Source organism: Pseudohongiella nitratireducens, from assembly GCF_001642735.1.
Classification (GTDB): Bacteria; Pseudomonadota; Gammaproteobacteria; order Pseudomonadales; family Pseudohongiellaceae; genus Pseudohongiella; species Pseudohongiella nitratireducens.
The window spans coordinates 183425-201566 of record NZ_LWHM01000034.1 but is presented as its reverse complement, the minus strand read 5'-3'; the positions used below and the strand labels follow the sequence as shown (position 1 = coordinate 201566).

Genomic DNA, 18142 nt, shown 5'->3' with positions numbered 1-18142 from the left:
GGTGATCTGAATGAACGATGTTGATAGTGGCCAAGCTGCCAAACCGCCTCTTTGGCGGAAATTTGTACCCGTCCTGATTCTGTTTCTGGCGATAGGTATGGCAGCCATGATGATATCGCTGCGCCCGGAACCCTCCAGTGAACCTCCCAGTGAACGGATCACTTATGTTGATGTTGTGCCTCTGCATCGAGCGGATGTTCAGGTTGTTGTTAACTCGCAAGGGCTGGTTGAGGCAGGCGTCAGTACCAATGTTGTGGCAGAGGTCTCAGGCGTCCTGGTAGAGGTCTCGGATGAACTGGTAGCCGGTGCCTTTGTTCAACAGGGTGATGTGCTGGCAGTAATTGATCGTGCCGATTATGAAGTACAGGTCGAGCAGGCCAGAGCGAATCTGACATCTGCAGAAGCACAGCTAATGCAGGAGCAGGCGCAGGCAGACCAGGCAGGACGGGAATGGGATTTATCAGGAAGGCCTCGCTCGGAAGCCCCTTTACTGGCTTTGCGAGCACCCTGGTTGCGAGAGGCAGAGGCACGTGTTGCTCTGGCCCAGGCTGAGCTGGAGCGCGCCCAGCGTCAACTGGAACGTACCCGTATTCGGGCCCCTTATGATGCCATCATACGGGAAAGGCTGGCAGACCTGGGTCAGTTTGTGTCTACAGGTTCGCAAATAGCCGGATTATTCAGTACGGAGTTTGCAGAAGTTCGCCTCCCGTTAAGCGATCAGGATATTGCCTGGCTGGACTTACCCGCCCCGGGTAGTACAGAAGGTGCACTGACTGTGTCGCTGAAGGGTAATGTCTCTGGGAAAATGCAGCATTGGCAGGGGCAGATGGTACGAACTGAAGGCACTATCGATCAGAACAGCCGCATGCAGTATGGCGTTGTCCGTATAGAGGACCCGTATGCTCGCCAGCGGTCCAATGGCAACCCGTTGTTGGTTGGCAGCTTTCTTCAAGCAGGTATAGAGGGCGCTCGACTGGAACAAGTATTTGAAGTGCCACTGGCTTCAGTGTATCGCGGCAACGAAGTGCTGGTGATGGACGCAGAGCACCGTTTGCGTCGCCGGGAGGTCAATATTTTACGCAGTGACGATCAGTACGCTTACATAGATACTGGCTTGCAAACCTCAGATAGGCTTATCGTTTCCCCCATACAGGTACCGGTAGATGGTATGCGTGTTGAACCCGTGCAGGTGTCATTGTGAGTACTGAAAAGTCCGGCGACATCGCCGAGAGCCGCGAAAGGGGTCTGATTGCCTGGTTCACCCACAACAGTGTCGCTGCCAACCTGCTCATGTTGTTTATTCTGGCGGCAGGCATAGCGTCTGCGCTGGTCATTAAAATCCAGGTCTTTCCCGATTTTGAAACCCGCATGATTCAGGCCTCAATGGCATACCCTGGCGCAGCCCCGGAAGAAGTGGAACTGGCCATTGTCATTCCCATTGAAGAGGCGATCCAGGATCTCAGTGGGATCGAAAGATTGCGCTCTACCGCCCGGGAGGGTGCGGGTAATGTCATGATTGAAGTGTCGAGTGGCTTTGATGTCAGCGAACTGCTCAATGAAATCAAAAGTCGGATCGATCGCATTGTTACCTTCCCTGATGGGGTCGAGCGGCCGGTTGTCAGCGAAGTTGAGATGGTGCAGGGCATTATGCAGGTTGCCGTATATGGCAATCTCGATGATCGGGCCTTAAAACTGTTTACCCAACAGATTCGCGATGAAATCCTGTTATTGCCGGAAGTCAGCCAGGCACAGATATTTGGTGACCGTGCCTTTGAGATCGCTGTCGAAGTCTCGGAAAACACCTTGCGTGAATATGGCCTGACGCTGGGGGAAGTGGCATCTGCCATTCGTTCCGGGTCGATTGATATTCCGGGTGGTTCTATCCGCACAGAGTCTGGCCGCATTCAGTTACGTACCCAGGAGCAGGCCTATACCGGGGAACAGTTTGGCAATATTGTGCTTCGTACCAACCCGGATGGCTCCAAGCTGCTGGTTCGCGATATTGCCGAAGTTAACGATAGTTTTGTTGAAACCGAAGAGTTTTCGCGCTTTGACGGTCGTCGCGCCTTGAATATACAGGTCATGGCCACCCCGGAACAGAACGTACTCGATGTCGATCGCGCCGTGATGGCTTATATCGATGAGAATCAGGGAACCTATGCCGAAGGCGTCAATGTCGACACCTGGGGCAGTAACGCTTTTTACCTCAAAGGTCAGCTAAATATGATGCTGGGCAATCTGGTCATGGGCGCAGTGCTGGTGTTTTTTGTCCTGACTACTTTCCTCAGATTTAATATGGCGCTTTGGGTCATGATCGGGATCCCGGTGGCTTTCTTTGGCGCCATCTTTCTGATGCCCTTTGGACCTTATCCCGTCACCATCAATATGATCAGTCTGTTTGGCCTGATTCTGGTGCTGGGTATTGTGGTGGATGACGCGATTATTACAGCCGAAAGCGTACATACCGAGGTCAGTAAACACGGTCAGTCACTGGATAATGTCATTCGCGGCGTGAAGCGTGTGTCGGTGCCGGCAACATTTGGTGTCCTGACGACGATTGCTGCCTTTGCGCCGATGGTCTTGGTTGGCGGACAGGCGGCGCCTTTCTTTGAGTCGATTTGCGTGATTGTGACCCTGTGTCTGCTCTTTTCACTGATTGAGTCAAAGCTGATTCTGCCTTCACACCTTGCTCACACACGATTACGTTTGCCCAAAAACCAGCGCCGCAGTTTGCTGCGACGCTATCAGGATGTTGTCGCCAGGCATTTACAGTCGCTGATACATAATCGTTACCGTCCGCTGTTGAGGAAAGCGATCCACAGTCGCTATACCACTGTTGCGATATTCGTCTCCGGCCTCATTCTCAGTATTGGTGTCATCGGTGGCGGCTTGGTGCGTTTTGAATTTTTCCCTAACGTGCCAAGTGACTTCATAGAAGCCAATCTGGAAATGAATGACGGTGTCTCCTATGAATCAAGGAACCTGGCTTTAACCCGGATGGAAGAAGCCATTCTCACTTTGAATGAAGACTATCCGGATGAGTCACCAGTAGACCATGTTGTTGTTTTCACCAATGGTGACGCAGGCGGTCAGATGCTGGTTGAACTGACCAAATCGGAAGACAGAACAGTCACTGCAACCGAAATTGAGCAGCGCTGGCGCGAAAGAGTTGGCACTATTGCCGGTGCGCGCGAGATTCGTTTTTTCTCGAGCACAAATATCGGTGGTGGTTCAGCAATTAACCTGCAGCTGGAAGGCTCGAACTATCAACAGCTGGAGGCAGCCGGACTGGAATTGCAGGCCCAGCTGGAATCTTACGAGGGGGTCTTCGATGTCACGAACTCCTACAGCAGTGGCAGCGAAGAAATCAAACTTGAATTGAAGCCACAGGCTGAGCAGTTAGGTCTGACTGCCAGCGCGCTGGGCACGCAAATCCGCCAAGGTTTTTTTGGTGAAGAAGCGCAACGGCTATTGCGTGGACGGGATGAATTGAGGGTAATGGTTCGTTACCCACGCGAAGAACGCAGTGCCATTACGGATCTTGAGAGCATCCGTATCCGCACACCAGATGGCACTGAAGTGCCATTTGGTGAGGTGGCTGATGCCAATGTTACGGAAGGCTTTGCCACCATTCGCCGTATTGACCGGCAGCGAACGGTATCCGTGTCCGGAGATATTGATCCATTGGTTGCACAATCTCAGACCATTATCAGAGACATCGTCGATAACTTTATACCGGAGCTGCTGGAGCGTTATCCCCAGGTGAGTTTCGCCCTCGGTGGTGCCAGTGAGGAGCAGGTAGAGTTGATGCAACGGGTGGCCATTTTCTTCACTGCTGCCATGTTCCTGATCTACACGTTACTGGCGATACCACTGAAATCCTATCTGCAGCCACTGATAGTCATGTCGGTGATACCCTTCGGTATGGTTGGCGCTTTGATTGGCCATATCGTGTTTAATGTCACGGTCAGTATGATGTCACTGTTTGGTCTGGTGGCCCTGGCGGGCGTGATTGTTAATGACAGTCTCATCATGGTGGATTTCGTCAACCGGGGTCGAGAGGAGGGGGAGTCGATGGAGAATGCGGTACTGGATGCCGGCGTCAGCCGTTTTCGGGCCATTCTGCTAACTACCCTGACAACGTTCTTTGGTTTGCTGCCCATTATGTTTGAGACCAGTCTGCAGGCACAGATGGTGATCCCTATGACGCTGTCGCTGGGTTTCGGTATTGTGTTCGGAACGGCGCTGACTCTCTTCCTGATTCCATGTTTCTATCTGATCCTGGAAGACATGAAGGCAGTCTGGAAAGGACGGCAGCGACCGGTGGTTGCTGCCTCTTGATTCGCATGAGTGACGTGACGGGAAATGTCAGGCAGCATTAACTGTCTGACATGTTCCACTTGAGCCATTCCTGGCTAAAATAGTCGGCGCACTGTTCTGCGACCGTAGCAGGCTGGAAGGCAGGCTTCGCCAGAAAGTTCATGCCGTCGCTTTTCCATTGCAGCACATGCACATCCGTTGAGTGCTTTTCCCAGTATTCCAGTGCGAGAGCGTAAGCCACCTGATTATCATCACTGATCGCCTGAATGCTGCAAACCAGATAATCAACACTTGATGGTTGGCGTCGAACGCCAATGGTTTCCAGGGCTGATTCAAACGCGCGCTGTGCGTTGAGTCTGAAATCACCTTGGGCCACTTCCATATCCTGCCAGTCGCGGATCTCGACATATTGATCGAAGCGACTCTTTCCTGATAGAGAAATGCCGTTCCCGGGTGGGAAAACCTGAGCATGAACGGGCGAAGTGATCATGAAAGTAGCCAACGCAAAAAGCATGGCTTTATATTGGGGAAACGTTGAACTGGCAGAATGTGAATGGCTGAGCATGCTGGCTCCTCACGTGAACGATTTTTTTCAGCGGCAGGATGATAGCCTAGTTTCAGACAATTGTGACCTCTCAACGGCTAAACAGTGTTTTCTGTGCGACTGAAAAGGGGTTGCTCTATAAAAATGATATGGTATATCATATCAGGCTATCGCAGACTGGAGAGATAGCATGAAGTCATACCCCCATTGCCCGTTTCGTCGTAACAGACTTGCCCTGAGTGTTGCAGGCCTTACATTACCGTTATCATTGTTTTCACTGAATACCCAGGCACAGTCGGTTGAAGAGGCTGATGAGCGTATACCCGTTGTGCTGGTGACGCTGGGCCTTGACGAAAATGCGCGTCAGGTCAGCTCACCTTATGAACTGGTCGATGCAGATGACCTGTTAAGCCGGAGTGGAACACTGGGGGATATTCTGGAAAATTTACCGGGTGTCCGCTCAGACACCTTTGGTGGCGGTGCCAGCCGTCCGGTTATCAGAGGGCAGGGGGCGCCACGAGTTGAGGTTCTGTCTGATGGTAGTGGTGTCATTGATGCCTCATCGGTATCGCCAGACCACGCAGTATCACTGGATACCATGTTGAGCCGTCGGATTGAGGTACTCAGGGGGCCAGCCAGTTTGCAGTATGGTGGTGGCGCGATCGGTGGTGTGGTCAATATTCTGGATAACAAGATCCCTAATTACCGCCCTGAAGATGGTGCCGATGCTACGTTTATATTGCGTGGTGATACGGTAGCTGGCGAGAGAGCCGGTGCCATGAGTCTGACCGCACCGCTGGGTGAAAACTTTGCCTGGCACGCAGAAGCCACCTACCGAGATGCCGATGCCTATCAAAGTCCTGCGAGCCAGGAAAAGCGTGTGCAGGGCACTGCTGCAAAAAGCGAAAACGCTGCAATGGGTTTCAGCTGGGTAGAAGGCGATAGCTATTTGGGTATTTCCTACAGTGTCAGAAATGATGAATATGGTATTCCTGGGCATAGTGAAGCGCACCTGGACTGCCATCCGCATGGTATTGACTTGCATTGTGGTGGTCATGACGACCATGAAGAGGAGCACGATGAGGATCATGAGGACGAACACGACGAAGACCATGATGAAGGTCATGAGGGCGACCACGACCATGGTACCCCCTGGGTCGATCTTGAGAGTGAACGCATTGATCTCAGGGGTGAGTTCGATGCGCCGATGGATGGTATCCACCGTATCCGCATCCGTGCCAGCCACACTGATTATGGGCATGTAGAAATAGAGGGCGATGAAATCATTACCCGTTATCGTAATGACGGTTATGAAGGGCGTGTAGAGATCGATCATGAAGCCCTGGGTGGCTGGCACGGCATTGTTGGTTTTCAAGTGTCAGATAACACACTTTCTTCACAAGGCAATGAGGCTTTCATTCCTGAAATTGATGCATCATCTTATGCTGTTTTCGCGATTGAACATCGGGAACTGACTGATAACTGGCATCTTGAAGCGGGGATCAGACTGGAAAACCAGTCTTATGATCCGACTGATTCTCAGTATGCGTCATTTGATGAAGACCTGTTCTCATATTCTGCGGCATCTGTCTGGTCTCTTGGAGAGTCTCACTCGTTCACAGTCGGCTATGCTCATGCCGAACGTGCACCTGCCGAACAGGAACTGTATGCATCCGGTATCCACCTGGCAACGGCGACTTATGAATGTGGCCTGCTGACTGATCCGGCACATTGCGGTAACGGTATCGCTGCTTCACCGGAAGCAGAAACGTCGGGTAACATCGAACTGTCAATTGCCAGGTTTGGCGGGCCGCTGACGTACTCTCTGCACCTCTACCAAAACAGCATCGATGACTACATCTATGCTCAGACGTTGGCGCAAGAGGGTGATTTCCGCTTAATCCGATATGTGCAGCGGGATGCAGAGTTTACCGGTTTTGAAGCAGAAGTCGGTTATCAGTTCTCACAAAATTTTGGTGTCGAACTCTTTCATGATGAAGTTCGTGGTCGACTCGATGATGGCGGTAATCTGCCAAGAATCTCCCCGGCCAGAACCGGCGCGACGCTGAGTGCGAATGGATTGATCAGTAATCTGGACGCTGAACTGACGTACTTCCATGTAGCAGAGCAGGATGATATTGCCGGTTATGAATCAGTGACATCCGGCTACGACATGCTGAATCTGCAACTGGACTGGCAGTATGGCATGGAAGACGAGTACCACTATTTCATTAAAGCCAGTAACCTGCTGGACGAAGATGTCTGGAATCACACTTCATTCCTGGCTGACACAGTCCCTTTGCCGGGCCGTAATATCAGTGCGGGCTTGCGGTTTGATTTCTGAGTAAATGGTGTTCTCAGGCAAAGCGTAAGCGTGAATACCTCGACTGGGCCTGAGTGGCTAGTGTCACTCAGGCCCAGTTCAAGCTTAACTGAGTAATCAGAGATCAATGGGCAACAATTGCTCGCGCTGTTTTACGGTCAATGAACCAATTGTGGCGATAGTCAGGCTGCGCTCTGTAGCTGATGCTGTTTCCGGGTTCAAGGAAATATCCACTCGGTTTGGAAGGTTATACATGGCGCCAGTTGCTGGGTCAACGATTAGCATGCCGACCAAGCCACCGAGAAGTATGTTCCCCCAATACCAACCGTCAATTCTGCTCGAAATACTGTAAATCTGATCTGAATAGCCATCGAGTCTTAGGGTAACTGTGTAGGTTTCGCCGCGGAAATAACCGGCAGACGACTTAAGAGTTACCGTGGCAGGCGTGACAGGTTGTGCCGTATCAATTACAGAGGTGACTTCCCTCGCGGGGCGGGCATGATAAATGGGTGGGTAAAGTGATGCAAGGACAGCAGCTATTCAGCAGATGGCAGATGTTAAGGTGCCAGTCTCAAGTTGGACGGATCGGGAAGAATTGTTTATTCTCATCGTACTTTCGCCTGCAAGACTCTGGCGTTTATCTTGACCAAGCTTACTTGGAGGCCCATGTTGCCCATGTCCATGAGTCGTCGTGAACTTCTTCAAAGCTTGTGCCGAGTCGGGCCCGCTTTCCTGCTGGCCAGTCACCCGTTTCATTTGTGTGCTCAGGACACTCCTGTCGGAGATCGAAGGAGGCTTGACGACCTGGAGCCTCTAGCGTCCGATTTGCTTCCCACCGGGGTTCGATCCCGTTTTGTTGACGGGATCAACGGACTTCGAATGCACGTGCTCGAAGCTGGGTTTGAATCCCCCGGCAGGCCAGCGCTCCTTCTTCTTCATGGATTTCCGGATTTGGCGTACGGCTGGCGCCACTTGATGCCGATACTGGCAGAGGCGGGATACCATGTCATTGCACCCGATCAACGCGGTTATGGAAAGACGACGGGATGGGATCCGGATTATGATGGTGATCTGGCCTCATTCAGGCGACTTAACCTGGTGCGGGATGCACTCGGGCTGGTTTACGCCTTTGGGTATGAGTCACTGGCAGGCGTCATCGGACATGATTTCGGTGCACCGATCGCCGCCTGGTGCGCTATCGCCCGACCTGACGTGTTTCGCACTGTCGCATTGATGAGTGCCCCGTACGGGGGCACACCTTCGATTCCCTTTGATACGGTCAACCATCCAGCAAAAGCAGATAGCACCGATAGCCCTGGTCTGGCTGCCCAGCTTGCTGCACTTCCGCGCCCCCGTAAACATTATCAAAGCTACTATAGCAGCCGACAGGCGAACGAAAACCTCTGGCACCCGCCGCAGGGGCTGCACGATTTCCTGCGAGCCTACTATCATGTCAAAAGTGGTGACTGGGACGGAAACCATCCTTTTCCGCTTTCCTCCAGAAAGGCAGAACAGATGGCCCGGATGCCGACTTATTACATCATGGAACTTGATAAAGGAATGGCAGAGACCGTGGCAGAGCACATGCCGACTTCCGAGGAAGTCGCCTCGAACACCTGGCTTCCTGACCATGAATTGTCGGTTTATGTAGCCGAATTTACGCGCACCGGTTTTCAGGGCGGTCTGAACTGGTATCGGGCAGGCAGTTTCGGCAGGGCTGAGCAACAGATCTTTGCCGGGCGGACCATCGATCAGCCCGCTGTCTATATTGCAGGATCGCAGGACTGGGGAAGCTACCAGAGCCCCGGTGCGCTCCAGCGAATGCAAAACGAAGCCTGTGCGGATTTCCGGGGCGTACACATGATCGATGGCGCTGGACATTGGGTACAGCAGGAAAAACCGGATGAAACCGCTCGGCACCTGTTGGATTTTCTCAGCGGTACTGAATGGTTGCTAACTCCAGGGCAGGATTGACTCGGCCCGTCCTGGGCCTCGCCCTTCGGGTGACCTTCGGTCATCCAAAACGGCTATCCTGCCGTTTTGTCGAACCTGGCAGGTTCTCACCAGCTATCCGGAATGCAAACAAAAAAAGGTCTCCCTTATCGGGAAACCTTTTTGTGTATGGCGCCCCGGGCAGGATTCGAACCTGCGACCTGCCCCTTAGGAGGGGGCCGCGCTATCCAGCTGTGCCACCGGGGCGTAATCTGTGTCTGGTCTGGCGGGCGAAGTATAGCATGGCATGCTGAGCTTTGCCCGAGTGGGTCGATCAAGAGATGGGTCGATTAAGAGTGGGCCGGTCATGAAGTAGGGGGCAGGGCACCTTCGGGCTCAGACCATCTCTCATTGACTGCGATCAGTTCAGGTAAAACCTGGTTGAAGCACTCCACCAGTGCCGGGTCGAAATGCGAGCCGGCATCAGCATTAATCTGCGCAACGGCCTTGTCGACTGGCCAGGCGGGTTTGTAGGGGCGTTCGTTGATCAGGGCATCGAAGACATCAGCAATGGCGATAATGCGGGCTTCAATAGGGATCTCTTCGCCTTTTAATCCATGTGGGTAGCCGGTGCCATCCCAGCGTTCGTGGTGGTAAAGGGCGATACGTCGGGCGACGGCGAGCAATCCTGTGCTGTTCTCACCAATGATGCGGCCACCGATCGCGGGGTGTTGTTTCATGTGGTCCCACTCTTCAGCTGTCAGTTTGCCGGGCTTTGATAATATAGCGTCAGGTATGCCGATTTTGCCAATATCATGCATCGGGGCGGCATGCAGGATCTCATCCTGGGCCTGCTCGGAAAAACCGGCGGCGCCGGCAATCAGTCGTGATACATGACTCATTCGGATAACGTGTAATCCGGTTTCATTATCCTTGTATTCTGCTGCCAGGCCGAGTCGCTGTACTACCTGCAAGCGACTGTGTTTCAACTCATCCATGTGGACCAGTTGCAAATGCGTTTTTACACGGGCGCGAACGATGGAAGGGTTGATTGGCTTGCTGATGTAATCGACACAGCCCAGTTCAAAACCCTGGGTTTCGTCTGCTTCATCAGCCAGTGCGGTAACAAAAATAACCGGAATATGCTTTGTTGTCTCGTCCTGTTTCAGCGTTTTGCAGACATCGAACCCGGTCATGTCCGGCATCATCACATCCAGTAAGATGAGATCCGGCATTTCCTGTCGGGCCAGCTCCAGGGCACGGCTGCCATTTTTGGCGAAGAGTAACTGGTAAGAGTCTTGCAGCAGAGTCCGCAAAATATGCAAATTGGTGGCTTCGTCATCCACCAGCAGGACACGTTGTTGGTCTGAAAGTCCCGTGGTAGCCATAGAACTCTGCCTCTCGTTATTTATGACAAGGTATTGATGATAGCGATAATTTTGTCGAACTCAAACTCATCCATCGCATTATGGATGTCTTTTGCAGTTTGTGCATCTACCGAATGAATTAACTCTGAGAGCTTGTCCTCTGGTATTTCTCCGCGCTCCAGGCATTGAACAATATACTGCTGGTCGCTTTTTGGTAGCGTCATGTTTGTTTGTTTGGTGTTACCACGGCCAGATGTTGTGGCATCTGTCACAGTTTCTGTTGATTGGTCGTGGCTATGCGGTATAGCGCTGGTATCCAGGTTGGCTTCTTTTAGCAGGTCACGCACTTTATCGTTAAGCTCGTTAATCTGGTCACTGTAATCTGATACCTGAATGCCGGAATTTCTGCTGAAGTGCTCCAGGGACTCTAGTTGCGTATACAGGCGCTCCAGGCCCAGATTTCCTGTGATGCCTTTTAAGCGATGGACATGCTGGTTCAATGTATCTCTGTCTTGTGTGTGAATGGCCTTAACCACATGGTCAATTTCTTCCGGTAATTGCTGGAGGAAATTTTGCAAAACCTGGTTATAAACCGCTGCGTTCCCCCACCTTTCAATCGCATCGGAATGGTTGATGGTTTGTGGCATCGAGCTGTTTGCTACGGCGTCCGGAAGCGAATCATCCGGTGACTGGTAAAGTACGTTGGTGATTTCGGCATAGACTTTTTTCCAGTCGAGTGGTTTGGCAATAAATCCGTCCATGCCTGACAATTTGGCCGCTTTGTGGTCTCTCTCCAGCACACTGGCTGTGAGCGCGATAATAGGGGTGCGCTGGAGCGTTTCCTGTATTTCATAGGCACGAATCTGACGACTGGCGCTCAGACCATCCAGGTTAGGCATCTGTACATCCATAAGCACCAGGTCATAGTGGCCGGTTTTGTACGCCTGGATGGCTTCCAGTCCGTCGGTGGCAGTGTCGACGGTGTGTCCGGCGCGTGCCAGGTTCACAGACAGCAACTCAAGGTTTTCCGGTACATCATCAACCGCCAGGATGGACAAACCACTATCCTGTTCCGCTTTGGGTGTGAGGCGACGCTCCTGCAGGGCATCACAGGCTTTCAGTGGCAGGGCAATGGAAAAGGTAGATCCGCTGCCTTCTTCACTGTCCACGCCGATAGTACCCGACATCAGCTCAACCAGCTTCTGGGCAATCGTGGTGCCCAGACCTGTGCCGCCGAAGCGCCGGCTCATGCTGACATCTGATTGAGAAAAGGGCTGAAATATGGTTTCCAGCCGATCCTTGGGTATGCCAATACCGGTATCCTTGATCACAATGCTGACGCCTGGCTTGTTCTCAGTGACAGAAACAATAACGCCACCTTCCTCGGTGAATTTGACGGCGTTGCTCAACAGGTTAGTGATCACCTGTTTGATTCGGAAGGCATCGCCAAGGAACCATTGCTGAGGGCATTCATAAGCGACAGTCAGGTAAATCGATTTACGGTCTGCGAGCAGGCGAATCTCTTCACTGGTTTCTTGAACCAGCTGCTTGAGGGAAAAAGGACGCTGCTCCAGTTCAATGGCATTGCGATCCAGTTTTGCCGTGTCGAGAATATCATTTAACAAGCGCAGCAAACTTCGGGCAGAGCGGTGGATAATGCGGGTGTGGCGGTACTGGTTGCTGTCCAGTTCGGTGTCCAGCAATAACTCGGAAAAACCGATAATGGAGTTCATCGGTGTGCGAATTTCATGGCTCATATTGGCCAGAAATGTACTTCTGGCCGTGGCAGCCTGTTCTGCTCTGGCTTTGGCTGCTTTCAGATTTTTTTCCATTTCCACGCGGGTGGTGATGTCAGTCAAAATACCAACGTAAACAGTATTGCCATCGACGTGTGCTTTACTGACCCCCGCCCTGACCGGGAAAATGCTGCCATCGCGTCGCATGGCAGTAACTTCCCGTCTGTTATCCATCAGGTTGCCCTGCAGTGTCTGCTGATAGCGCAGCAGGTAATTATCATGGTTCTGGCTGAATTCTTTTGGCATCAACAGTTTGACGTTTTGGCCCCGAATTTCCTCTTCAGCCCAACCAAAAAGTATTTCTGCAGCCCGATTAAATGTCAGCACCTTGCCTGATTCATCAATCGTAATAATCGCATCAACAGCGGTATCGACGATGGCGCGTAAGCGGTTCTCGCTGCTTTTGGCCTGGTTGACCAGTTCCCGGTAACGCATGATGCCATTGGTGGTGATAACCACAATGCTGATGACGATCACCGCCATTCCGATACTGATAGCCAGCCAGGTTGGGCTGCTGACATGATCCCCTTGTACGGAAGCATCGAGCACAAAGTGCACACCAGCCATGCCAGTGTAATGCATGCCCGAGATAGCCAGCCCCATGCAAATACCGCTCAGGCCAAGTGAAACGGGTGTGCTTAGGTTCAGGTGACGGCGCATCCCGTAATGCACCCCCAGTGCGATCATGGCCAGCAGAACCGCGACCACAATAGAGGCGAGAAACCAGCCCAGGTGAAATCGCATGTCACCATCCAGTTCCATGGCAAACATGCCTGTATAGTGCATGGCACCGATACCCGCGCCAACAAATAACCCCCCAACTGCAATAACCAGCGGAGTGGGTTGTAAGGTGCTGAGAATGTGCAGAGCCAGCGCAGAGGCCATGAATGCGGGTAATAGAGATATGGCCGTCAGAGTCGGGTCATAATTAACCGCCACCGGCAAGACAAATGACAGCATGCCGATAAAATGCATGGCCCAGATACCGGTGCCAAGTGTGAACGCACCGGAAAATAAAGCGAGTTGCCGGGTCGAATTACGTCGGGCCAGACGAACCAGGGTGGCTAATTGCAGGGCAAGTGTTGAAGCGATGATCGCGATCAGAACGGAGAGAAGAACCAGCCAGGTATTATGATGACCATGTACTAAAATTGAACCGGCAGGGGAGGTCAGATCGAAAATGTTGGTCATCTTTGCGTTGCTCTTTTCGCGATCCCGGCATGACAGCCGATTGAAATGGCATCAATGATATATCCACACATAACAAAGCCGTAGCCAAGTTAGAGTTTATACCTCAAAACAGTGCAAATGGATTAGTAAAGGCTGACTAACGAATGGCGTGGCAGGCCATGTGCTGAATAACACCAGGCTTCTGACAGGCCAGTTTGCAAATACGATATTGGTATACCCTTGCGCTGGGATCCAGTTCCGCGGCCTCATCTATGGCCGCTTCCAAATCCGCCTGAGCTGCCTGCTGTGTCAAGTAGGGTCCGGATATATTCACCTGAAGTGTGGGTTCCTCAGGATCCGTCGCCACGATATAGAAGTTTTCCAGATTCATCGTTACTTATGCTACTACGCGTCGTCTTTCGTAAAGAGAACGGCTGTAAGGCCAGTTAATTCCAGCGTAGCTGACTTGTGGTCGCTACCGGATAATGGCGCGGTATTATCCGCCTTTCTTTTTCATTCGCATAGGGGTTAGCGGCAGATTTTCTGTATTTTTACCTGTTTTTTTATCGTATTTTTATATTAACGCCATCGTATTGCTCTATCGTATCGGTTAAGCCTTCCATTTACCATGAAAACCGGCAGTATTGTCAGGTAAGTATTCATCAATCAGGCTGAGAGATTTTCTGTGACACCTATCAGTATCATCATTCCCGTTTTGGATGAGGCAAAAGCGCTTGCGCAACACTTGCCAGCATTACAGCAGTGGCAGTCTGAAGGCCATGAAGTCATTGTTGTCGATGGCGGCAGTCAGGATGACAGTGTTGCTGTGGCTGCCGAATTTGCTGATCGGATTGTTCACGCACCGGCCGGTCGCGCCAGTCAAATGAATGCCGGCGCACGACTGGCGTATGGCGATTTACTGCTGTTTTTACATATTGATACACAGCTGCCTGAAGAGGGCATGAGGCAGCTTCAGCAGGTCAGTGCGACAGAGGGAGTAGGCTGGGGGCGCTTCGATATTCGTCTCAGCGGCCGTGCACCAGCCTTCCGGATAATTGAGCGGGCCATTAACTGGCGTTCCTGGGCCAGTGGCGTCGCCACCGGGGATCAGGCCATCTTCGTTGATCGGCGGTTATTCATGGCGCTTGGAGGCTACCAATCGATACCTTTAATGGAGGATGTTGAACTGAGCAAACGGTTACGCAAAGTGTGCCGTCCGCTTTGTATCCGTCACCAGGCCGTTACCTCCAGTCGCCGCTGGGAGCAGGGTGGCATTCTGAAAACAACAGCTTTGATGTGGTGGTTGCGATGGCGTTACTTTGTGGGCGCTTCCCCGGCAATTTTGCACAGGCGTTATTACCCGGACCGATACCGGCCGGAAAATGAATCCCGCGTATCCACCCGGTTGTTGCTATTTGCCAAAGTACCGGAACGAGGCAACGTGAAGACACGCATACAGCCGATGTTGGGCGTCGATGGCGCAATGGACCTGCATCAGCGTCTGATCCGTTATACCTGGCGGCGCCTGGCTGGCTCTCAGGGGGCGCTGGGTATTCGGTCTGAATTATGGGCCTCCGGTATCGGTGGGGATACATTTTTCGCGGCGCTGAAACCAACACCCTATCTGGCCATTCAGACCGGGCAGGATCTGGGAGAGCGCATGTGGTCGGCTGCCAGTCATGCACTTGAGACTGCACAATATGTTGTCATTGTGGGGGCCGATTGTCCTTCAGTGGATCTCGATTATGTCCAGGAAGCGGTGACAGCGTTAAAACGTGGTGTGCCCGTGGTACTAGGGCCTGCCGATGATGGCGGGTATGTCTTGCTTGGTGTGCGCAGACCACTGATACCAGAGATGTTTTCTGATATTCCCTGGGGTAGTGATCAGGTGCTCAAACGCACAAGGTCGCGCCTTCGTGAACAAGGGGTCGGCTGGCAGGAGTTGTCGCCGCGCTGGGATGTGGACCGCCCTGAAGACCTTAAACGGCTGGCGGAATTACCGCAATGGGCGGATTCGGCTAACTAAAATAGTGTGGTTCAGTTGGTCTTTTTACTGATGCCTTCGCGCTGTAACTGTGTCACGAACCGGGTGATGATCACTTGCTGGTTGCGGGGCAGGTCGCTGAACTTCATACCGCAAATGGTTTTGTCTGTTTCCGGCTGATAGCGGGTATAAACCAGGTGAGTATTTACCTGCAGGTGTTGCTCTACCATAGGCAGGTCTGCATCAAGCGAAAGCAGTTCCATCATGCGGGGCTCTGTTTTGAATTTGCCATCAATTTCCAGTGCCAGGCCGGTTGCAGACATGTCAACGATACGCGCATCAAACTTTTCAACCGTCGTTTGCTCGCTATCTTTATTCTGGTGCTGGCGCTGTATTTTTGCCACCACATTCAAGGTGGCAGGCACAACTGCCCGGTAGGCATCACGTCTTTGCAGGTACATGAGCCGTTCGGGAAATGCGACCCGATAAGCGTCCTGTGCATGAGGGGTAGCCATCGTTTCCAGTACCACAAGGTCTCTGGCATGTACGCGGATACCGTTGATGGATGCTCTCAGGCTAAAGGGGCGGCCACTTGCAGCCCATTTGCGTGCTTGCTCATTAGCGAATTCATCCAGGTAAAATTCCCGGGCATGCAAGTCAATGTTAAGTACCATTGAACTGAATGGTGCACTGGACTGGTCGAACTGGATGTTGATGCTGGAGCGGTCGCTTTGCAGGATTCGCAGGACACTGAAGATATCGCCGGCAGAAGTGTAATAGCGGTCGTTACCAAATGTACTCATAGGTCTTGCGCTATGCCTGCCCCAGGTTGCGACGCTGGTTGGCAGTTAAGCGGCTGCCGTGGCGGTTATAGAGCTTTTCTGCGTTTTTATTGCCGCGCAGGATGTCGAGAGCACGTTGTGTGTTCACCTGGCTGCGATGGACGATTATGCGGTTGGTTTCGCTCAGTTCCCGGCAGGTGCTGAGGCGCTGCTTGATGCTGTCAAGCAGGTCATGCAGGCGGGCATCGCTTTCCCGGCCAATCAGAGCGCTTAACTGGGCGATACTGGTCTGGTCTTCAGGGACGCCAGCTTTCAGCAACAGCTGGCGACGCTTCTGATCGTTACCTTCAATATTGGTCAGTACAGACTGTTTTTGTTGCAGGATGCCGTCAAGATCGGAGAGGTTGCGCCCTTCCAGGCTGACTCGCTCTTGTTCAAGCAGGCCAGTGAGCTGATCCAGCAGCTCACGGTCACGCTCAAGTAGATTTTGCAGTTCCGATTGACTCATGGCTCGCTTATCAGGCTGATATTAATCGCCGAGTTGCTGCTCAAAGTTCAGCATTTTGTCGGCAAGTCGTGCCGAGTCAATCTGATAGTCGCCATTATCAATGCGGTTGCGAATGGCTTCAACTTTGCTCATGTCAACTTCGGGCAACGATTTTACCTGAGACTCCAGTGCTTGCAAGTCGGAGGCGCGATCACTAATGGATACCGCATCCTGGGTATTTGCTGAGGCTGCATCGGCGGACACATTAGCATTGTTGCCTTGCTGCTGTGTGTTGCGCGCCTGGCTGTCTGTCTGACTGACTGGCGAGCGGCTTTCTGGCAATGTACCAGAACCACCAATATTTGAGATGCTCATGTCTGGGCTTCCTGTCTCGTAGCAATCTGTATGCGATACAGATCTAAAATGAACTTACCCTGTGTAACGGCAGGGCTGGCAGAAACTTTAGCCGTTGTGCCTGAATTTTGACGCCAAAAAATAAATTCAGGGTCAGAATACCACATCTGCTTCCCCTGTGCCGGTCACAATGGCCCGAATGGTGCGATCTGTGCTGGTGTTTCTCACCGAAATCTGCTGTCCTTTGCGCCCATCCTGCATGGCAGTGGCGGTTTGTCGGATTGACACACCACCACGGGTTGCTGTCAGGACAACGGTCTCTCCTCGCTTCACCAGTACCGGTTTCTGGATCAGCGCATCTGTCACCGGTGTCCCGGGCGAGAGGCTGCGCTGCAGCTCCATGCCGATCAGGTCTTCAGGACTACTGTATACACGCCCGCGTAACTGACTGACGTTCTGTTCCTCCAGGGAAAGATCAGCTAATGTCAGCCGGGTACCCCGAGATAACGCTGCACTGGCAACAATTACTGGCTGGAAAATATCGACAGTCGCAGCAATGTGCCGGGTCCATGGTGCAGCTCCCTGACACGCTACGCGCACAGTGACGCGCCCGCCATTTGGGTTTTGGCTGCGTACTTGTGCTTCTAGTGGCGCCGGGCAGGCTGGAATCTGTAAGCGGGGGTCCAGGTTGGCAAGCTGGATTTCAACTCTGCCTTCGCTATTTTGCCACTGTTGTTGCAAGGCCGACATGGCAGCAAATTCCAGTGCCTGGCGGGCAGTGTCCGTCTGGGCGAATGTGCTGGTGTGCAACAGGATTGCCAGCAACGCCAACATTCTTCCCAGGCATACTAATAACCTGGAACTGCCAGTGCTGCGATTACTGCCATTGCTGTGGTTAGTGATAGTCGTACAGTGCATGTTGTCGTCAATATTCAGTCGTTGAAACTTCATGCCTGTGTAGTATGCAAGGAGTGCGCCAGTATGGTTCTGTCTGAAAAGTACAGAGCCATCCTGGCAAATCTTCTTAAGCCATTGTTGAGCGTAAAAAAGGCTCATGTAATAAAGGAACAGGCCGATAGTAAT

Annotated in this window: 14 protein-coding genes and 1 tRNA gene; 5 read left to right on the top strand and 10 right to left on the bottom strand. The window is 52.4% G+C overall.

Annotated features, from left to right (window positions below; translation table 11 throughout):
- Nucleotides 1-10: 10 nt before the first annotated feature.
- Entirely contained in the window at nucleotides 11-1201 is a 1191-nt protein-coding gene (locus tag PSCS_RS14955; protein ID WP_068813094.1) for an efflux RND transporter periplasmic adaptor subunit, read from the top strand.
- The gene (locus PSCS_RS14950) at nucleotides 1198-4341 is read left to right on the top strand and encodes an efflux RND transporter permease subunit (RefSeq protein ID WP_082866771.1); all 3144 of its coding nucleotides are present in this window, start codon (nucleotides 1198-1200) and stop codon (nucleotides 4339-4341) included. The genes PSCS_RS14955 and PSCS_RS14950 overlap by 4 nt, the downstream gene beginning before the upstream one ends.
- A gap of 37 nt (nucleotides 4342-4378) precedes the next feature.
- On the opposite strand, the gene PSCS_RS14945 is transcribed toward PSCS_RS14950, so the two are convergent.
- Nucleotides 4379-4885 (bottom strand): hypothetical protein, encoded by a 507-nt coding sequence (locus PSCS_RS14945; protein WP_068813092.1) that lies wholly within the window; start codon nucleotides 4883-4885, stop codon nucleotides 4379-4381.
- A 169-nt stretch (nucleotides 4886-5054) separates the two neighbouring features.
- Between PSCS_RS14945 and PSCS_RS14940 the strand changes: the two genes are divergently transcribed.
- Complete coding sequence (locus PSCS_RS14940; protein WP_068813090.1) at nucleotides 5055-7208, top strand: TonB-dependent receptor domain-containing protein; 2154 nt, start codon at nucleotides 5055-5057, stop codon at nucleotides 7206-7208.
- Nucleotides 7209-7304: 96 nt separating this feature from the next.
- On the opposite strand, the gene PSCS_RS15945 is transcribed toward PSCS_RS14940, so the two are convergent.
- On the bottom strand, nucleotides 7305-7472 hold the full coding sequence (locus PSCS_RS15945; RefSeq protein WP_157885735.1) for a hypothetical protein: 168 nt from the start codon (nucleotides 7470-7472) through the stop codon (nucleotides 7305-7307).
- 540 nt (nucleotides 7473-8012) lie between these two features.
- On the opposite strand from PSCS_RS15945, the gene PSCS_RS14935 reads away from it, so the two are divergent.
- Nucleotides 8013-9161 carry an alpha/beta hydrolase gene (locus PSCS_RS14935; RefSeq protein ID WP_317621820.1) on the top strand — a complete coding sequence of 383 codons (1149 nt, stop codon included), beginning with the start codon at nucleotides 8013-8015 and terminating at the stop codon, nucleotides 9159-9161.
- Between the two features lie 148 nt (nucleotides 9162-9309).
- Here the strand turns inward: PSCS_RS14935 and PSCS_RS14930 are convergent.
- The 4 genes from PSCS_RS14930 to PSCS_RS14915 all read right to left on the bottom strand — a co-directional run bounded on the left by PSCS_RS14930 (nucleotide 9310) and on the right by PSCS_RS14915 (nucleotide 13843).
- Nucleotides 9310-9386 (bottom strand) — tRNA-Arg (locus PSCS_RS14930).
- A gap of 98 nt (nucleotides 9387-9484) precedes the next feature.
- A complete protein-coding gene (locus PSCS_RS14925; protein ID WP_068813088.1) occupies nucleotides 9485-10507 on the bottom strand; it encodes an HD domain-containing phosphohydrolase in 1023 nt (340 codons plus the stop codon).
- 20 nt (nucleotides 10508-10527) lie between these two features.
- Complete coding sequence (locus tag PSCS_RS14920; RefSeq protein ID WP_068813085.1) at nucleotides 10528-13473, bottom strand: MHYT domain-containing protein; 2946 nt, start codon at nucleotides 13471-13473, stop codon at nucleotides 10528-10530.
- A 136-nt stretch (nucleotides 13474-13609) separates the two neighbouring features.
- Complete coding sequence (locus PSCS_RS14915; protein WP_068813083.1) at nucleotides 13610-13843, bottom strand: hypothetical protein; 234 nt, start codon at nucleotides 13841-13843, stop codon at nucleotides 13610-13612.
- 294 nt (nucleotides 13844-14137) lie between these two features.
- Between PSCS_RS14915 and PSCS_RS16365 the strand changes: the two genes are divergently transcribed.
- Nucleotides 14138-15478, top strand: coding sequence for a TIGR04283 family arsenosugar biosynthesis glycosyltransferase (locus tag PSCS_RS16365; protein ID WP_068813081.1), 1341 nt, complete (start codon nucleotides 14138-14140; stop codon nucleotides 15476-15478).
- Between the two features lie 11 nt (nucleotides 15479-15489).
- Here PSCS_RS16365 and PSCS_RS14905 read toward each other — a convergent pair whose 3' ends face one another.
- The 4 genes from PSCS_RS14905 to flgA form a co-directional block, all read right to left on the bottom strand.
- Nucleotides 15490-16239 carry a flagellar brake protein gene (locus PSCS_RS14905; RefSeq protein ID WP_068813079.1) on the bottom strand — a complete coding sequence of 250 codons (750 nt, stop codon included), beginning with the start codon at nucleotides 16237-16239 and terminating at the stop codon, nucleotides 15490-15492.
- A 10-nt stretch (nucleotides 16240-16249) separates the two neighbouring features.
- Entirely contained in the window at nucleotides 16250-16726 is a 477-nt protein-coding gene (locus PSCS_RS14900) for a flagella synthesis protein FlgN (RefSeq protein WP_068813077.1), read from the bottom strand.
- 21 nt (nucleotides 16727-16747) lie between these two features.
- The gene (gene flgM / locus PSCS_RS14895; protein WP_068813075.1) at nucleotides 16748-17080 is read right to left on the bottom strand and encodes a flagellar biosynthesis anti-sigma factor FlgM; all 333 of its coding nucleotides are present in this window, start codon (nucleotides 17078-17080) and stop codon (nucleotides 16748-16750) included.
- 132 nt (nucleotides 17081-17212) lie between these two features.
- A complete protein-coding gene (gene flgA, locus PSCS_RS14890) occupies nucleotides 17213-18010 on the bottom strand; it encodes a flagellar basal body P-ring formation chaperone FlgA (RefSeq protein ID WP_068813073.1) in 798 nt (265 codons plus the stop codon).
- Between the last annotated feature and the right edge of the window lie 132 nt (nucleotides 18011-18142).

Excerpts from the sequence above, each read along its gene's own strand:
- PSCS_RS14955 (WP_068813094.1), top strand. The coding sequence starts at position 11 with ATGAACGATGTTGATAGTGGCCAAGCTGCCAAACCGCCTCTTTGGCGG.
- PSCS_RS14945 (WP_068813092.1), bottom strand. The coding sequence starts at position 4,885 with ATGCTCAGCCATTCACATTCTGCCAGTTCAACGTTTCCCCAATATAAA.
- PSCS_RS14940 (WP_068813090.1), top strand. The coding sequence starts at position 5,055 with ATGAAGTCATACCCCCATTGCCCGTTTCGTCGTAACAGACTTGCCCTG.
- PSCS_RS15945 (WP_157885735.1), bottom strand. The coding sequence starts at position 7,472 with ATGCTAATCGTTGACCCAGCAACTGGCGCCATGTATAACCTTCCAAAC.
- PSCS_RS14925 (WP_068813088.1), bottom strand. The coding sequence starts at position 10,507 with ATGGCTACCACGGGACTTTCAGACCAACAACGTGTCCTGCTGGTGGAT.
- PSCS_RS14920 (WP_068813085.1), bottom strand. The coding sequence starts at position 13,473 with ATGACCAACATTTTCGATCTGACCTCCCCTGCCGGTTCAATTTTAGTA.
- PSCS_RS14915 (WP_068813083.1), bottom strand. The coding sequence starts at position 13,843 with ATGAATCTGGAAAACTTCTATATCGTGGCGACGGATCCTGAGGAACCC.
- PSCS_RS14905 (WP_068813079.1), bottom strand. The coding sequence starts at position 16,239 with ATGAGTACATTTGGTAACGACCGCTATTACACTTCTGCCGGCGATATC.
- PSCS_RS14900 (WP_068813077.1), bottom strand. The coding sequence starts at position 16,726 with ATGAGTCAATCGGAACTGCAAAATCTACTTGAGCGTGACCGTGAGCTG.
- flgM (WP_068813075.1), bottom strand. The coding sequence starts at position 17,080 with ATGAGCATCTCAAATATTGGTGGTTCTGGTACATTGCCAGAAAGCCGC.
- flgA (WP_068813073.1), bottom strand. The coding sequence starts at position 18,010 with ATGAAGTTTCAACGACTGAATATTGACGACAACATGCACTGTACGACT.